This is a genomic window from Legionella lansingensis (genome assembly GCF_900187355.1).
Lineage (GTDB): Bacteria > Pseudomonadota > Gammaproteobacteria > Legionellales > Legionellaceae > Tatlockia > Tatlockia lansingensis.
Genome location: NZ_LT906451.1, coordinates 2,902,977 through 2,920,670, shown reverse-complemented (window position 1 = coordinate 2,920,670; position 17,694 = coordinate 2,902,977). Strand labels below are relative to the sequence as shown.

Below are 17,694 nucleotides of genomic sequence, written 5' to 3'. Positions count from 1 at the left end.
AAGTGCAAAAAGGAGATTTTTATTGGGCACTATGCATGACCTCAGGCCAAAGGGGGCCCAACCTACTTGCAAAATCGTTGTAGGCGATCCATCGCGTCGCGCAAAATATCCATGCTGGTTGCAAAGGACAGACGTATACACCCCTCATTACCAAAAGCGGAGCCTGGAACCAAAGCCACCCCTACTTCTTGCAGTAATTTGTCTGCGAATTCGAGATCGTTGGCAAAGCCACGTTTTTCAATGATCGCTTTTACACTAGGGAAGCTGTAGAATGTGCCATCAGCGGGTATGACATCGATGCCTGGGATGTTTGATAAGCGCTCTACCAAAAAGTCATGGCGTTGTTGGAAAGCAGCAACCATGTTTCTTACGGTCTCATCCCCACCATTCAAGGCAGCCACGGCTGCTTTTTGGGCAATTGAACAGGGATTAGAGGTGGATTGTGATTGAATGGTGTTCATTGCTGCGATGAGAGGAGCGGGTCCACCAGCATAACCAATTCGCCAGCCGGTCATAGCATATGCTTTTGAAACACCATTTAGCACGATAGTGCGTGGATACAAAGCTGGACAGGCATTTAATATGTTAGCGAAAGGCTGTGTCCATAGAATGTGTTCGTACATGTCATCTGTGGCAATAAAAACGTGTGGGTGTTTCATCAGTACATCGGCCAATGCTTTTAGCTCTTCCAGGGTGTAAGCAACACCAGAAGGATTTGAAGGACTGTTCAAAATAAACAGTTTAGTTTTGGGGGTAATCGCTTTCTCCAGTTGCGAGGCACTGATCTTATAGCGCTCCTCAGGTGTTGAGGGAATGATGACGGGAGTTGCTTCAGCCAACAAAACCATATCGGGATAGGAGACCCAGTAAGGCGCTGGAATAAGTACCTCATCGCCTTTCTGGAGTAAAGCTTGACATAAATTATAAAAGCTTTGTTTACCACCAACAGAAACAAGAATTTGAGAGGGCTGATAGTCAAGACCATTATCACGCTTAAATTTATTAATAACAGCTTGTTTTAATTCCGGGATACCATCTACTGCAGTATATTTAGTAAAACCTGCTTCAATGGCTGCAATAGCGGCATTTTTGATATGCTGCGGCGTATCAAAATCAGGTTCCCCAGTTCCCAAGCTAATAATATCTAAGCCTTCAGCCCGCATTTTTGCGGCTTTGGCAGCCACGGCAAGGGTGGGCGAGGGTCTTACTGATTGCACACGTGTTGCCAGTGTGATATCCATCATTAAACTCCTGTGATATATTTCTGACCAATGAATTGTGCAAAAGCCACAAAACTCAAACTGATCGATTATAGTTTATAATATGAAAAATGTATTCAAAATTTACGCAGATTACCAACCTGCTGGTGATCAACCTACCGCAATTGCTTCACTTATCGATGGAATAGAATCCGGATTATCCCGTCAAATTCTTTTAGGCGTCACCGGTTCAGGTAAAACTTATACCATTGCTCACGTGATTCAGGCTTTGAAAAGGCCAACGCTCGTCATGGCGCCCAATAAAACCTTGGCAGCCCAACTGTACGGTGAATTTAAAACGTTCTTTCCTGATAACGCCGTGGAGTATTTCGTCTCTTACTATGATTACTATCAGCCTGAAGCCTATGTTCCGGCCTCTGATACCTTCATAGAAAAAGACGCATCCATTAATGAACATATTGAACAAATGCGTTTATCAGCTACCAAAGCTTTGATTGAACGCAACGATGCCATTATTGTCGCCACGGTCTCAGCCATCTATGGATTAGGCGATCCTGACTCATACCTGCGTATGTTATTACATCTTTCAAGGGGAGAACAATCTGATCAGCGCAAAATTTTAAGACGACTTGCTGAAATGCAATACATCCGTAGTCAGCAATCACTTGATAGGGGACAATTCCGCGTTCACGGTGATGTTATTGATATTTTCCCTGCCGACTCTGAGAAAGATGCTATACGGATTGAGTTATTTGATGAGGAGGTTGAAAATATCGCTTGTTTCGACCCTCTAACTGGTGAAATCTTAAAACGTCTGCCGCGTGTTACCATTTTTCCTAAAACGCACTACGTGACTCCACGTGAACGAATTTTAGAAACCGTCGATTTGGTTAAAGAGGAATTACAACAACGTCTAGAAGAATTAACAAAACAAAATAAGTTACTGGAAGTACAACGTTTGCAGCAACGCACCTGTTTTGACATTGAGATGATGCTTGAGCTTGGCTATTGTTCAGGAATTGAAAATTACTCCCGCTACTTATCAGGACGAAAAGCTGGAGAGCCTCCCCCCACGCTATTTGATTATTTACCACCTAATGCCTTACTTGTCATTGATGAATCTCACGTGACTGTTCCACAAATTGGCGGTATGTATCGCGGTGATAGAGCGCGCAAGGAAACGCTAGTGGAGTATGGCTTTCGCCTTCCTTCAGCATTGGATAATCGACCACTTCGGTTTGAGGAGTTCGAGGCACGTTCGCCGCAAACAATTTATGTTTCGGCAACCCCGGGACCTTACGAGCGTGACAACGCAGATAACATTGCTGAGCAGGTGGTCCGCCCTACTGGCTTGATCGACCCACAGGTTTTTGTGCACCCAGTAAAAAATCAGGTGGATGATTTGCTGTCAGAGATTCACCAGGTTGTTGCCCAAGGTGAACGTGTATTGGTTACTACCCTTACCAAGCGTATGGCCGAGGATTTAACGGACTATTTGCATGAGCATGGGATTAAAGTTCGTTATCTGCATTCAGACATTGATACCGTCGAGAGAGTAGAAATTATCAGAGATTTACGTTTGGGCGAATTTGACGTGCTGGTCGGTATTAATCTTTTGCGTGAAGGTCTGGATATGCCTGAAGTTGCCTTAGTGGCCATTCTTGATGCCGATAAAGAAGGATTTCTACGTTCAGATCGCTCATTAATTCAGACCATTGGCCGTGCCGCACGAAACATCAATGGCCGCGCTATTCTTTATGCCGACTATGTGACGGGCTCCATGCAGCGTGCACTGGATGAAACAGAACGTCGTCGCAATAAGCAAATTGAATTTAATCATAAACATGGGATTACACCACAAGGTATTCGTAAAGCCGTTGAAGATATTATGGAAGGTGCTTACAGTACCAAACGTAAACCACAAATTGCTGAGCGCAAGGCATTCTATCTACCACTCTCGCCTGAACAACTGGCAAAAGAAATCAAAAATTTGGAGAGGCAAATGCATCTCCACGCCAAAAACATGGAATTTGAACAAGCCGCTAAAGTTCGAGACAAATTATTAGCTCTGAAAGAACAATTAAAAGCCAGCTAGGGGCTCTCCATACATTCTCTGACTAAAAACATTTTGAACTTGCGAAATTTGCTGTTAAGTTAAGATCACTTGGTTCTATTCTAAGTCTTTTGTAGCAAAAGTTAATCTATCTGTAGGCAGTTTTCAGGGAGTGGAAAATGAAAGTTAGCGAATTAAATGATGCTATTCAAATTCTAGTGAAGGCTTTAAAGAAACCGCATGTCGAGAGAGGAGCAAAGTTATTGAATTTACTTGCAGAACTTGGTCCCAATGATTCAGTCTGCAGTAGTTTAAAAAGGGATGTGTATATCGTTCTCAATGAATTTTGGCGGTGGGTGGCCACGAATTTACCTAGTGAAGAATGGATTACAGCGAGCGAAGTTCAACCATGGATTGATTTTCAGAAAAAATTAATAGAGCACGGTTTGCAGGATGCTAATGAACCCCAGAAATATCAACTATTAGTGAAAACAGCTTGCGGAAATGGCCAACTGGACATCGCAAGGCTAGTGACTTTACTGATGATGTGCGCGCGTATGTTGGGTTATGCACAGGAGGGCAAGCTTGCTGATTATCCTTTAGGCAAAATTAGGGAGATCATTGCAACTTACCTACCTCCACACGAAAAGGATAAGTACAAAAACATAATTACCATGCTTGTATCTCTCTTTCTTCTACTTAATCAGCACTGTTCCGATGATCAACTTGACATACTGCCGCAACTCATTGACTCTCGTCCGTTGACTACGGATGAGGAGAGACGATCGGAGTTGGCTATTGTTCAATGTTTGACTAAGCGAGTTCTACTGAGTAGAAGTTTTTTTAAGCAGCACAGGGATTATATTGATAGTCGAGAGACAAGAGTCAATCCCGATCTCAAAGCTTTCCAAGCTCTTCTTCCCAAATTAGAGGTTAATTTTTTGCTTGCCTTAGATAGATTTTCTTGGAGTGAAATTTTTGTCATAGAGAGCAAGAGCTTTACGTCTGAGGGAGAAAGGTTCAAGTTGACTGTGCAAGCCTTGCTGGATGATTTTGCTTGTTCAAAAGATCATTCCTATTTAGCATGTTTGCCCTTCGCGCGTAAAATTAAAAAAGATGTGGCTGCTTTGCCTGAGAAAGAAAAGGATTTTATTCACCAAGCATTACATGTGTTTTGTCTTCATGTTTATGAAAATGATCGCAGAAATGATCCGCGTTCTGGTGGTTTTTTTTCCGGAGAGACGAAGCGTAGTGCAGCTCTGAAAAAGATACAAGAGGCAATAGGTGAATCTGTGTCACTGAGCTTCATGGAGTTTTTAGCTACAAAACAAGGTCGCTTGAGTCAGGTTATTGCCGAATTTGAGGATAAAAAACACTCCTCCTTACGACAAACCTGAGGAGATTAAGAGAAGAGGAGCCCGACAGTCCAGATTTTGAACCCTGAGGTTCAAGTGGGTGGCAGATGAGACGGTTCAGGCTTCCCACTTCAAGGTGGGCTTGCTCAACGCCGGCTACAGGACGCCTCCCTATATGCGAGTATTGGTTCAAAAAATCACTCGCTGTCGGGTTAAATGCATTATAACACTAAGCCTCGCAAGATCACTAGCACTGTCGTAGATTTACATTTCTTTTGCATTTGAATTAGGGATGTTCCCTATTAGTTGCTCAAGAAGTTAGATCATCCTACAAGCAATGTCCCAGATATAACCAAAAGGATCGATCACCCGTGCCTTTTTGTCACCCCAAAACTCACTATGGGGTTCTTCAACTGATTTACAATCCTTTTCTAGTGCTTGGGAATAGACGCTATCGACATCATCGACATAGATATAGAAAACAAATGGTGGAACGGTATTGGTGGCATCAGGAGCTTTGCCATCAAAATTAAATGCTCCTTCTTGAGTTAAGGTAAAATTGCATCCTCTATAACGCATGCGCGCAAAAAGTATACGGCCGTTTTCATCCGGCAGTTCGAATATTGGCACAATGCTGAATACTTCTTCATAAAAATTCACGGCTTTTTTGACATCGGAAACGACTAACATGGCTGTTAACCAATTTAATCCCGGCCATGGATGGGGTCTTTCTTCTACATTGTCAAACCAATCAAGGCGGGAAAATGAAACAGTTGTCATAATATGTCCTACAAATAATAAATCATTATGGGGAAGGGATTAGGGACGTTCCCTAGTGCCCGGAATTCAGGCTGAACTTATAGACAGGGCATTATAAAGAATGTCAACGCTTCTTTTCCAGAAGCCGTTTAATTTTTTGAAATTTGTCTTTGTATTTTTTAGAGGGTGATATTTTTAGCGATTTCACTATGTCTTGAATGGTTTGAATAACAATTGAGCATTCTTCTGGTGATTTTAATAAATGAGGTAGGGTAGTAAAAGCTAGTTCGGGATCATGCTCTATCATTATTGTTTGTGTATGCACAATTTGTTTGATCCCGTTTCTGTCTAAATGTTTAAGCGCCTCACATTCGCGTAATTTTTGAATGATATCAGGAAAATTCGATGCAATAATATAGCCTTGCGTTTTGATTAATAAGAGTAATGTTCGCAATATGGCTTCCGGAACCCCGCCATCACTAATGTGAGCAATGATTGATTGCGTTATTTTTTCTTTATAATCTTTTTCTGTATAGTGAACAATCAGATCTCTTTTAGGATCAAATGGCGCTAATAAATGAATGTAGCCATACATTGCATAAAACATTATCTCAACCACATTATCACGAGATGTGCCTACGAAATCCCACAGTGAATCAATGAATTTTGAGAAATAAAGTTGTTGCAACAAAAAAGGGTTATCTTCAGAAATTTTAACGCGATTTTGGCGAATAAAAGGTGTAATCCATGATGCAAGATATAATAAAGGATTAAGATCACTTAATAAATACTGATTTTGCCTCAACGGGTGTAATTTTCGAATGAGTTCTGCTGTGTATTCATTACTGAGATTGCGAATGATTGGTCCCACAAATAAGTCATAGCTCATCGCGTTGTATTCGGACACCGTTCGCACAAGATTGAAAATCGCAACACTATCCTCTTGTTTTTTACCAATATCTGCAATAGAGCGTTCTTCAATATGAACCAGGTAATGAGCAGGCGCTCTAGAACTCTTCTTTATGTCGTGCAATTTCATTTCATATAAACCTGGAGCAAGATGTTCGATGTAATTTAATAAATCAATAATCTGGTTATGCTCCTTTTTAGCTACTTCACTGGAGACAAAAATGCCTAAATGGCCAATGCTTTTGTGGATAAGATAGACAATAATCTGTCCTTCTAATTTTATTTCCATTGTGTTGGAGTAAAGATCAGCGATCCAGTTTAAAGCTTGTTGCGGTGGTGTGATGGTATCGCCTTCAGAACAGAAAATAATGATAGGTACGCTGATATCTCTTAAATCCAGATTGTAACCTGACTCACCTAAGGGGATTTTGCCGTGGACCAATTTATTACCAATGAACAAATTATCAACTATTCCCCTCATTTCGTTCGCATTCATGAGAGAAAAGCCACCCCACCATCGTTCAAAATTTAAAAAGCGGGTTTCTTCTTTATCAAGATTGGCAAAGAGATTGTAATATTTTTTCCAGTAAGTCACTTTTGGATTAGCCATCTCAAAATTCATGACTAAATTGGCTCCATCAAATATACCGTTACCCAAATCACTAGCCAGTTGAGCAATCCAGCTCCCTCCTAAAATTCCCCCAATGTAACGCATGGGATTTTTTCCTTTTTTGCCACCCCAATAAGAAAGGGGAGCACCGTTGATTACAGCAACACCAGCCACCTCCGGATTTGCGGCCATAAGCGTTAAGATTGCCCATCCTCCCTGACAATTACCAATCACACATGGCTTAGGACTTTGGGGGTGACGTAAGGCGACCTCGTTTAAAAATTTTTCGTGGGCTGCCGTTACATCAACGAGAGTTTGGTTTGGTTCAGGTGTGGGGAAAAAGATAACAACATAAACCGGATGCCCTGATCTTAAAGCAATGCCTACTTGTGATTCGTCTTTAAACCCGCTAATTCCCGCTCCATGACCAGCTCGAGGATCAACAATTACATAAGGTCTTTTAGTAGGATCAATCTCCGTGCCTTCAGGAGGAATGATTTCGACCAGAGCGTAATTGACTGGTCTCTCAAAATCTCTGCCATCCATGAGCATCTTATAGGAAAAAATGAGGACTGGAGGTTGCCCCTCTTGTTTATGCTTGAGGTACTGATTGCCTCGCTTGCGCATGATATCCCAGAATAAAACACTTCGCTGCATGAAATCGGTGGTGTATTCAACAGCGTCATTTAATATCGTGGGATATGGATACACCTGTTGCTGATTCAATTCCATTAAAGATGTGGTCGTACGACTTGCGTGTTCGAGGCTTTTATCAATACATTGTAACCACAGAGAAGCCATGGATTGAGAGTATTCAAAAATCCCTTGAAACTGTTCTTGAATTTTGTCTACTTCAAAAAACATCGTTTTCTCTTTCGCCTCAGTTGATAATACTTTAATTCTATACCATTAACAGACTTTGGAAATGCGCTGAATACAGATTCGAGCCCTGATCGTTGTTATCGTCATCCCCGCTCCTAGAGGGTGAATTATTAAGCCAATTAAATCATTTTGATAGACTGACGTTGCTTATCCAAGTTGATTACTTTATAATCCGCGCGTTGAAAGATGGGTGAAAATTTGTGAAAGATAAGCGTGGCGTTGGCGGTGTTAAGCTTTTGCTTGCAACTCAGCTGATCCTTAGTTTGTTGCTAGCGCTAGGGTTACTGCTATTTTTTGGTGAAAAAGAAGCCATATCAGCAGTCTTGGGAGGCATGGTAGCGATTATACCTTCCGCGCTGTTTGCAAGAAAACTTTTTCAGTACCAGGGCGCCAGGGCTGCGCGACAGATAGTCAGAAGTTTCTATCTAGGAGAGGCTTTAAAGCTGTTGTCGACAATTGCTTTATTTACATTGGTGTTTATCTCATTCAAAATAGCCCCTCTTGCGTTTTTTTTCACCTACATTGTGGTGTTAATGAGCCATTGGTTCGCACCGTTGTTTTTTGTTAACAAGCAGAATAGGCCTAAAAAGTGACTGAAATGGTATCAAGCACAGAATATATCAAACATCATCTGACTTACCTTTCGTTTAACGTTAAAACGATGAGCTTTGGTTCAGGTGGGTTTTGGACAATAAACTTGGATACTTTATTTTTCTCAGTGACGTTAGGCATTATTATTCTCGGCGTCCTTTATTTCGGGGCACGTAAAGTTACGACAGGCGTTCCGAGTAAATTGCAAAATTTTGCAGAAATCATGTTGGAATTTGCCGATAATCAGGTCAAAGATTGTTTCCATGGTAAAAATAAGCTCATTGGTCCTCTGGCGCTCACCATCTTTGTTTGGGTTTTCTTGATGAACTTCATGGATATTGTGCCAGTTGATATGCTTCCTCTTGCCGCTCAAGCTATAGGTATTCATTATTTGAAAGTTGTGCCAACCAATGATCTGAATCTGACTTTTGCACTCTCATTGTCAGTGTTTATGCTTATTCTTTTCTATAGTATTAAAATTAAAGGGGTAAAAGGTTTTGTGAAAGAGTTAACGTTGCAACCGTTTAACCACGTGGCCTTTATTCCATTTAATTTGCTGTTAGAGTTGGTCGGTTTAATTGCAAAACCAATTTCATTGGCACTTCGTTTGTTTGGAAATTTATACGCTGGTGAATTAATCTTTATTTTAATAGCCTTGCTAACTTTACATGCTTCTGTAACCTCCGTATTAAGCACAACAACGTTAGGTATTGCACAGTTCTTATTAGCAATGGCATGGTCTATTTTTCATATTTTGGTGATCACATTGCAAGCGTTTATTTTCATGGTTCTAACGGTTGTGTACCTCAGTTTGGCTCATGAAGATCATTAAACCGTTTTTTTAATTTAAACATTGTCCATTAAGGGGATTTATATGCAAGCTGCAAGTTTAATAGCACAAATTCAAGGTATGACTGTTATAGCAGTCGCACTACTCATTGGCTTAGGTGCCTTAGGAACGGCGATTGGATTTGGTTTGTTAGGTGGAAAATTCCTTGAAGGTTCTGCTCGCCAACCTGAAATGGTTCCTATGCTTCAAGTAAAAATGTTCATTGTTGCCGGTCTTCTCGATGCTGTAACCATGATCGGCGTGGGTATTGCGCTGTTCTTTACATTCGCCAACCCCTTCCTGAGCGGCTTAGGTTCTTGATAACACCTAATGGGGCGTAATATCGCCCCCAAAATGTTACAGGAGAATTACCTTGGATATTAATTTAACGTTAGTCGTGCAAATGCTTGTTTTTGCAGCATTTGTTTGGTTTACCATGAAATTTGTTTGGCCACCGTTGGCTAGGGCAATGGAAGAGCGTCAAGACAAGATTGCCGATGGTTTGGCTGCGGCAGAACGTGGACACAAAGAGTTGGAATTGGCTCAGCATCGTGTTAAAGATGAGCTTAAGCAGGCAAAAGCACAGGCTTCAGAAATTATTGAAAAAGCCAATCGTCGCGCTGCACAATTGATTGAAGCAGCAAAAGAGGAAGCCAAGTTGGCAGCTCAGCAGCAAGCTAAAATTGTACAAGAGCAATTGCAGCAAGAGTTTAATCGTGCACGCGATAACTTACGCAAAGAAGTGGCTCATTTGGCTGTTGCTGGTGCACAAAAAATTCTTATGCGGGAAATTGATGAGAAAGCTAACAGCGCATTACTGGATGATCTGATTAAAGAGATTTGATATGCCAGATACTACAACTATCGCCAGGCCCTATGCAAAAGCAATCTTTGAGCATGCTCTGGCTGTTAATAAGCTTGGCCAATGGTCTGAGATATTACATATCTTGGCCTTGTCTGTGATGAATGAAGACGCATTGCCATTCATTACTAATCCGGCGACAACAGAAGCACAGCAAATTGAGTTGTTGCTGGCTCCTTTTGCCAAAGTGGCTCGTGATGAAATTAAGGCAATTGAAAATCTAGTTTCCTTATTGGCTACCAACAAGCGACTCACGTCATTACCTGATATCAAGGCTTTATTTGAAGCATTACGTGCTGAGCAAGAAAAGACACTTGTGGTAAAAGTCCGAAGCTTTTCAGAGCTTTCAGCCGCGCAAGAGGAACAACTTAAAAAATCATTAAGTGAGCGTCTTAAGCGTGCGGTAACCCTTAAGGTAATTATTGACAAGTCACTATTGGGCGGAGCGGTTATTCAAGCTGGTGATTTAGTTATTGATCGTTCAGTACGCGAACAATTAGACAGACTTGGTGCCGGCTTAGCCGCATAACAGAAGAGGATAGATTTCATGTCAGAACAAATAGCGTTAAACCCATCTGAAATCAGTGAATTGATTAAAAAAAGAATTGAGCAATTTAATGTTGTAGCTGAAGCAAGAAATGAGGGCACAATTGTCAGCCTGAAAGACGGTATTGTGCGTCTTCATGGTCTGGCTGATGCAATGCAAGGGGAAATGATTGAATTTCCTGATGGCATTTTTGGCTTGGCATTGAACCTTGAACGCGATTCTGTCGGTGCTGTAATTCTTGGAGATTACTCAAGTCTTGCCGAGGGCCAGAAAGGAAAATGCACGGGCCGTATTCTTGAAGTTCCTGTTGGTCCAAATCTGTTAGGTCGTGTGGTCGATGCTTTAGGGAACCCGCTTGATGGTAAAGGTCCGATTGATGCAGCAAAAATGTCTCCCATCGAAAAAGTGGCTCCCGGGGTCATTACTCGTCAATCAGTCGATCAGCCTGTACAAACAGGATTAAAAGCCATTGATGCAATGACGCCTGTGGGTCGAGGCCAACGTGAATTGATCATTGGTGACCGCCAGACAGGTAAGACAGCGATTGCTATTGATACCATCATTAACCAAAAAGGCAAGGGCGTTAAATGTATTTATGTGGCTGTAGGCCAGAAAGCCTCTTCTGTAGCAGCAATCGTTCGCAAACTAGAAGAGCATGGTGCGATGGAGCATACCATTGTGGTTGTGGCTGGTGCCTCTGACTCGGCTGCTCTGCAATTTATTGCCCCTTATGCCGGCTGTGCGATGGGTGAATATTTCATGGAGCGTGGTGAGGATGCCCTGATTGTTTATGATGATTTAACCAAGCAAGCCTGGGCTTATCGCCAAATTTCCTTATTGCTCCGCCGCCCACCAGGACGAGAAGCCTATCCTGGAGATATTTTCTACTTGCATTCTCGTTTGTTGGAGCGAGCTGCAAGAATTAATGCTAAAGAAGTTGAGAAATTAACAAAGGGTGAAGTCAAAGGCAAAACAGGTTCATTAACCGCCTTGCCAATCATTGAGACGCAAGCAGGTGACGTTTCTGCATTCGTACCAACTAACGTTATTTCGATTACCGATGGTCAGATTTTCCTTGACGTTGATCTATTTAACTCAGGGGTTCGTCCCGCGATTAATTCTGGTCTTTCTGTATCACGGGTAGGGGGTGCTGCACAAACGAAGATCATGAAAAAATTGGGAGGCGGTACTCGCTTGGCACTTGCACAATATCGTGAGTTGGAAGCATTCTCGCAATTTGCTTCAGACTTGGATGATGCAACTCGTAAACAATTAGAGCGTGGTCAGCGTATTACAGAGTTAATGAAACAGAAGCAATATTCTCCACTCTCAGTGGCTGAGATGGCGGTTTCTCTCTTTATCGTTGATAGAGGCTACCTGGATGATATTCCTGTTTCAGAGGTGAGTGCATTTGAAGCAGCAATACATGGTTATATGAAGGCTTCACACGCAGCTCTTCTACAAAAAATTAACGAAACCGGTGCTTATGATAACGAGATTGAAGCGCAATTGAAGGCTGCGGTAGAAGAGTTTAAACGTACTGGTAGTTGGTAAACCTTGTTGTCTTATGTTGAGACAGCATGATTTGATTAAGCAGTTTGTGGTTTGTGCTACAAACTGCTAGTGAAAGGCGAAGCAAGATATGGCTGGAGCGAAAGAGATCCGTTCAAAAATTGCGAGTATAAAAAACACGCAAAAAATAACTCGAGCAATGGAAATGGTTGCGGCAAGTAAAATGCGTAAAACGCAGGATAGAATGCGCGCATCCAAACCCTACGCAACAAAAATATATGATGTTGTTAAACACATCGCTCGGGCAACCTCTGAATATCACCACCCTTTTATGGTTCAGCGAGACATTAAAAGAGTAGGTGTTATTGTCGTCACCTCTGACCGCGGGTTATGTGGTGGCTTGAATGCCAATTTATTGCGAGAAACAATTCGCATCACGCGCCAATGGCAACACGAAGGCAAAGAAGTGGATCTTTGTGTTATTGGACGCAAAGGACAAGCTTTTTTCAAGCGTGTGGGTGGTCGAGTATTGGCTGCAGTTGATCAGCTGGGTGATAGACCAGGCATCAAAGATCTGATTGGTGCCATTAAAGTGATGTTAGATGCATTTTACAATGGCACGATTGATGCCCTACACATTGTTTATAACGAATTTATCAACACAATGACACAAAAGCCAATCGTCAAGCAGCTATTGCCATTACCAGTATCAGAAGAAGATAGTAAGGCATTGGGTCATCATTGGGATTATATTTATGAGCCTGATGCCAAAGAATTATTGGATGGTTTGCTGGAGCGCTATATTGAATTACAGTGTTATCAAGGCGTTATTGAAAACATTGCATGTGAACAAGCGGCAAAGATGATTGCAATGAAGAGTGCTACTGATAATGCAGGCGAATTAATTAAAGAATTTCAATTGGCTTATAACAAAGCCCGACAAGCTGCTATTACGCAAGAATTGGCAGAAATTGTCGGTGGTGCAGAGGCTTTATAAGAGGGTATATGATGAATCTAGGTACAGTAGTTGAAGTTATTGGAGCAGTTGTAGACGTTGAGTTTCCCCGCGACGACGTCCCCAAAGTAAACGATGCCCTCAAGCTGGTTGAGGGAGATTTAGTATTTGAAGTTCAACAACAATTGGGCGATGGGGTTGTGCGCACAATTGCTATGGGCTCTACTGACGGGTTAAAACGCGGTGTTAAAGCTAAAAATACGGGAGAGCCGATTCGTGTCCCTGTCGGTAAAAAAACGTTGGGACGGATCATGGACGTTTTAGGTCGTCCTGTAGATGATGCTGGTCCTATTGAGTCTGATGAGCACTGGGCTATTCATCGTCTCGCACCAAGTTACGAAGAGCAGGCTGGTAGCCAGGAATTATTAGAGACAGGTATTAAGGTTATTGACCTACTCTGTCCATTTGCCAAAGGAGGTAAAGTAGGTCTCTTTGGTGGTGCTGGTGTAGGTAAGACAGTTAATATGATGGAATTGATTCGTAATATCGCCATCGAACATAGCGGGTACTCAGTGTTTGCAGGCGTAGGAGAACGTACTCGTGAGGGTAATGATTTCTACCATGAAATGAAAGATTCTAATGTACTTGATAAAGTATCTCTTGTTTATGGTCAGATGAATGAGCCACCCGGAAACCGTCTACGCGTAGCCTTGACTGGGTTGACAATGGCTGAAAAATTCCGTGATGAAGGCCGCGATGTGCTGTTATTCATCGACAATATTTATCGTTACACCTTGGCTGGTGTAGAAGTTTCTGCATTACTTGGTCGTATGCCATCCGCTGTAGGATATCAGCCGACTTTGGCGGAAGAAATGGGTATGTTACAGGAGCGTATTACGTCAACAAAAACGGGATCGATTACGTCTATTCAAGCTGTATACGTTCCAGCTGACGACTTGACGGATCCATCACCTGCCACAACCTTTGCTCACTTGGATGCTACTGTCGTATTATCTCGGCAAATTGCTGAATTAGGTATTTATCCAGCTGTGGATCCTCTGGATTCAACCTCTCGTCAATTGGATCCGCTTATCGTGGGTCAAGAGCATTATGATACTGCTCGTCGGGTACAACAAACCTTACAACGCTATAAAGAATTGAAAGATATCATTGCTATTCTAGGTATGGATGAGTTGTCTGAGGAAGATAAGCGCGTAGTTTCCCGAGCACGTAAGATTCAACGCTTTTTGTCTCAGCCATTTTTCGTTGCTGAAGTATTCACAGGTGCACCTGGGAAATATGTGTCATTAAAAGACACAATTAAAGGATTCCAAGGAATTCTCGCTGGAGAATATGATGATTTACCTGAGCAAGCATTCTACATGGTTGGTAGCATTGAGGAAGCCATTGCTAAAGCTAAAACTCTATGAGGCAAACAAACATGTCAATAACAACGCACTTAGATATCGTTAGTGCCGAACAGGAAATCTTCTCTGGGGTCGTTGAGATGGTCGTCGCCACTGGTGAACTCGGAGAAATAGGCATTATCCCTGGACATGCTCCTTTGCTAACCCTCCTTAAACCTGGAGAAGTCCGTGTTACGCTGCCAGGTGGAGCACACGAAGTTTATTATGTTTCAGGTGGGATGCTTGAAGTACAGCCTTATTATGTGACTGTTTTGGCCGATGCCGTTGAGCGAGCAGAGGATCTGGACGAGGCTCAAGCACTGGCTGCCAAAGCTCGTGCCGAAGAAGCAATGGCAAGCAAAGGCGCCGATATTGATTATTCCAAAGCGGCAGCAGAGTTAGCACGTGCAGTAGCACAAATACGTGCCATTCAAAAAATCCGCAAACATATAAAATAAATGTCTTAGGAGCTTAGGATATTTATTTATAATTCGATTTAGAACATCGAATTACCGTGGCTTGACCACGGTATCCATAGTGCACTAAAGATCGCTGGATACCGTGGTCAAGCCACGGTAATTCGCTTTTTTGATTTGCCAAATTAAAAAGATCGAGGATCGAGTAAGCATATTTTTGCTTTTTAACAAAGGCTTAACTAAACTATCCACTGGTTAATCCACATAGTTATTCACAGGCTGATTCAATTACACTAACTGCTCTTTGAATTAAATGATTATAAATGAATAGCTTATGTTAAATTCCTCTGAAATCCAGATGATTTCATTTAAAGTTATTCACAGGTTGACCAAATAAACTGCAAGGCATTGCAAAATGGCGATAAGTACTTGCCGGTACTTCATTTTCATCACGGAATTGCTGATAAAATGCTTTGCTTTATTAACTTAATGTGCAATAGGATATAATTATTGTCATTTCAGTATGAATCATAACGTTATGAATGATCTAATTGAGCGTAAACCCTTGACAGAGTTTACTGAAAAAGCCTACCTTGATTATTCGATGTACGTCATTCTTGATAGGGCATTGCCTCATATTGCTGATGGTTTAAAACCCGTGCAACGCCGTATTATTTATGCCATGTCTGAATTGGGGTTAAAGGCTACGGCCAAGCATAAGAAATCAGCGAGAACAGTTGGGGATGTTTTAGGTAAATTTCATCCGCATGGTGATTCTGCATGTTACGAAGCAATGGTGTTGATGGCGCAGCCTTTCTCTTACCGCTATCCCTTTGTAGATGGTCAAGGAAACTGGGGTTCTCCTGATGATCCGAAATCATTTGCGGCAATGCGTTATACGGAAGCACGTTTATCAGGCTATGCCGATTTGCTTTTATCAGAGTTGCAGCAAGGGACAGTTACATGGGTAGACAATTTTGATGGCACGCTGCAAGAGCCGGCTTTATTACCTGCCAGGTTACCGAACGTTTTACTTAATGGGGCTACTGGAATCGCGGTCGGTATGGCCTCTGACATCTTACCTCATAATTTGACAGAGATAGCTGACGCTTGTATTCATTTACTGGACAATCCACAAGCCGGTTTGGATGATGTTTGTGCTTTTGTTAAAGGCCCGGACTTTCCAACGGAAGCTGAAATTATCACCCCAGAATCAGTCATCCGCAATATCTATGAAACTGGAAGCGGTTCTGTGAAAATGCGAGCCATCTATCGACAAGAAAAGCATGATATTGTCATTACGGCGCTTCCCTATCAGGTTTCAGGGGCAAAAGTAATAGAACAGATTGCCTTGCAGATGCAACAAAAAAAATTGCCCATGGTTGAAGATCTGCGTGATGAGTCGGATCATGAGAATCCAACGCGCCTGGTTATTGTGCCCCGATCAAATCGCATCGGCACTGAGGGATTAATGTCCCACTTATTCGCGACCACTGATCTTGAACGAAGTTATCGGGTCAATTTCAATATGATAGGTTTGGATGGCAAACCACGAGTGAAGGGCCTGATTACCATTCTTAAAGAATGGCTTACTTATCGTCTAGAAACTGTGAAAAAACGATTGCACTATCGTTTGCAGAAAGTAGTCGATCGTATCCATGTTCTAGAAGGTCTCATCATCGCTTTTTTGAATATCGATGAAGTCATTACGATTATCCGTGAACACAATAATCCCAAAGAAGGTTTAATGGCTCGCTTTAAATTAAGTGAAAGACAAGCCGAAGCTATTCTTGAAATGAAATTGCGGCATTTGGCCAAACTTGAGGAAATGAAGTTACGAGCAGAATTGGATGACCTATGTGCTGAGCGAGATTCTTTGCAAGCTATTCTAGCGAGTGAAAAGCGCTTAAGAACGTTGGTTAAAAATGAAATTGTCGCCGATAAAAAACAATTTGGTGACTTAAGACGCTCACCGCTAATAGAGCGTCAGGATTCACAAGCGTTAAAAGAAGAAGACATCCTACCCAATGAACCTATTACTGTGGTTTTATCGCAAAAAGGATGGGTACGTGCGGCTAAGGGCTATGATATCGATGGGCACGAGCTTAGTTATAAAGCTGGCGATGATTTTAAAGCGCAAGCAAATGCTAGAACCAATCAACAGGTTTTATTTTTTGATAGTGAAGGAAAAGTTTATACCTTGCCTGGCTATAGTTTGCCCTCTGCTCGCGGACAGGGTGAACCACTTACTGGGAAATTGAATCCTTCTGATGGCATGTTGTTCGAGGCTTTGGTTAGTGGGGAGCCTGAGGATTGGGTGCTTTTAGCAAGTGATGCTGGATATGGATTTATTTCTCAATTAAAAGAACTATATGTTAAAAATCGCAATGGCAAAGCCTGCATCAAACTTCCAGAAAACAGTCGAGTATTACCACCACGTTTAATTTTTTCTAAAGAGGCAAGTTACGTTGCTTGTGTTACCAATGTTGGACGCTTACTGATTTTTTCAGCAAGTGAGCTTCCAGAACTTAGCCGGGGTAAAGGGAACAAATTGATTCATATTCCTGCAAGCAAATCGCAGCTGCGCGAAGAGTTTATTGTCGACATACAAGTGTTCTCTTTGGGTGATGCATTAATCGTTCATGCTGGAAAACGACACTTCACGCTAAAGACAGCTGATTTGGAACATTATCAAGGGGAAAGAGGGCGTCGAGGCAACCACTTGCCGCGAGGTCTGCAAAATGTTACTTCATTAGAACTGCTACTTTCTAATTCAGCAGCTAAATAA

At 42.0% G+C, this 17,694-nt stretch carries 15 protein-coding genes and 1 other RNA gene; 12 read left to right on the top strand and 4 right to left on the bottom strand.

Annotated features, from left to right (window positions below):
- Positions 1-62: 62 nt before the first annotated feature.
- Positions 63-1,241 (bottom strand): pyridoxal phosphate-dependent aminotransferase, encoded by a 1,179-nt coding sequence (locus CKV79_RS13320; RefSeq protein WP_028372435.1) that lies wholly within the window; start codon positions 1,239-1,241, stop codon positions 63-65.
- Positions 1,242-1,323: 82 nt separating this feature from the next.
- On the opposite strand from CKV79_RS13320, the gene uvrB reads away from it, so the two are divergent.
- Positions 1,324-3,315, top strand: coding sequence for an excinuclease ABC subunit UvrB (gene uvrB / locus CKV79_RS13315; protein WP_028372434.1), 1,992 nt, complete (start codon positions 1,324-1,326; stop codon positions 3,313-3,315).
- 137 nt (positions 3,316-3,452) lie between these two features.
- Positions 3,453-4,670 (top strand): hypothetical protein, encoded by a 1,218-nt coding sequence (locus tag CKV79_RS13310; RefSeq protein ID WP_028372433.1) that lies wholly within the window; start codon positions 3,453-3,455, stop codon positions 4,668-4,670.
- Between the two features lie 14 nt (positions 4,671-4,684).
- Here CKV79_RS13310 and ssrS read toward each other — a convergent pair.
- From ssrS to CKV79_RS13295, 3 genes are all read right to left on the bottom strand, one after another.
- A non-coding RNA gene (gene ssrS / locus CKV79_RS13305) (6S RNA) lies at positions 4,685-4,845 on the bottom strand.
- Between the two features lie 101 nt (positions 4,846-4,946).
- Positions 4,947-5,408, bottom strand: coding sequence for a VOC family protein (locus CKV79_RS13300; protein WP_028372432.1), 462 nt, complete (start codon positions 5,406-5,408; stop codon positions 4,947-4,949).
- A gap of 103 nt (positions 5,409-5,511) precedes the next feature.
- Positions 5,512-7,770 carry a DUF3141 domain-containing protein gene (locus CKV79_RS13295; protein ID WP_028372431.1) on the bottom strand — a complete coding sequence of 753 codons (2,259 nt, stop codon included), beginning with the start codon at positions 7,768-7,770 and terminating at the stop codon, positions 5,512-5,514.
- A 218-nt stretch (positions 7,771-7,988) separates the two neighbouring features.
- On the opposite strand from CKV79_RS13295, the gene CKV79_RS13290 reads away from it, so the two are divergent.
- The 10 genes from CKV79_RS13290 to parC all read left to right on the top strand — a co-directional run bounded on the left by CKV79_RS13290 (position 7,989) and on the right by parC (position 17,694).
- Positions 7,989-8,381, top strand: coding sequence for an ATP synthase subunit I (locus CKV79_RS13290; protein ID WP_051546071.1), 393 nt, complete (start codon positions 7,989-7,991; stop codon positions 8,379-8,381).
- Positions 8,382-8,386: 5 nt separating this feature from the next.
- A complete protein-coding gene (gene atpB / locus CKV79_RS13285; RefSeq protein ID WP_028372429.1) occupies positions 8,387-9,211 on the top strand; it encodes a F0F1 ATP synthase subunit A in 825 nt (274 codons plus the stop codon).
- A gap of 42 nt (positions 9,212-9,253) precedes the next feature.
- Positions 9,254-9,529: a F0F1 ATP synthase subunit C gene (gene atpE / locus CKV79_RS13280; RefSeq protein ID WP_028372428.1), complete on the top strand. Its 276-nt coding sequence runs from the start codon at positions 9,254-9,256 to the stop codon at positions 9,527-9,529.
- A gap of 52 nt (positions 9,530-9,581) precedes the next feature.
- A complete protein-coding gene (locus CKV79_RS13275; protein WP_028372427.1) occupies positions 9,582-10,052 on the top strand; it encodes a F0F1 ATP synthase subunit B in 471 nt (156 codons plus the stop codon).
- A 1-nt stretch (position 10,053) separates the two neighbouring features.
- Entirely contained in the window at positions 10,054-10,599 is a 546-nt protein-coding gene (locus tag CKV79_RS13270) for a F0F1 ATP synthase subunit delta (RefSeq protein WP_028372426.1), read from the top strand.
- 18 nt (positions 10,600-10,617) lie between these two features.
- On the top strand, positions 10,618-12,171 hold the full coding sequence (gene atpA, locus CKV79_RS13265; protein ID WP_028372425.1) for a F0F1 ATP synthase subunit alpha: 1,554 nt from the start codon (positions 10,618-10,620) through the stop codon (positions 12,169-12,171).
- 88 nt (positions 12,172-12,259) lie between these two features.
- Positions 12,260-13,126, top strand: coding sequence for a F0F1 ATP synthase subunit gamma (gene atpG / locus CKV79_RS13260; RefSeq protein WP_028372424.1), 867 nt, complete (start codon positions 12,260-12,262; stop codon positions 13,124-13,126).
- A gap of 11 nt (positions 13,127-13,137) precedes the next feature.
- Positions 13,138-14,514 (top strand): F0F1 ATP synthase subunit beta, encoded by a 1,377-nt coding sequence (gene atpD, locus CKV79_RS13255; protein ID WP_028372423.1) that lies wholly within the window; start codon positions 13,138-13,140, stop codon positions 14,512-14,514.
- A gap of 11 nt (positions 14,515-14,525) precedes the next feature.
- Positions 14,526-14,948: a F0F1 ATP synthase subunit epsilon gene (locus CKV79_RS13250; protein ID WP_028372422.1), complete on the top strand. Its 423-nt coding sequence runs from the start codon at positions 14,526-14,528 to the stop codon at positions 14,946-14,948.
- Between the two features lie 496 nt (positions 14,949-15,444).
- On the top strand, positions 15,445-17,694 hold the full coding sequence (gene parC / locus CKV79_RS13245) for a DNA topoisomerase IV subunit A (RefSeq protein WP_193787167.1): 2,250 nt from the start codon (positions 15,445-15,447) through the stop codon (positions 17,692-17,694).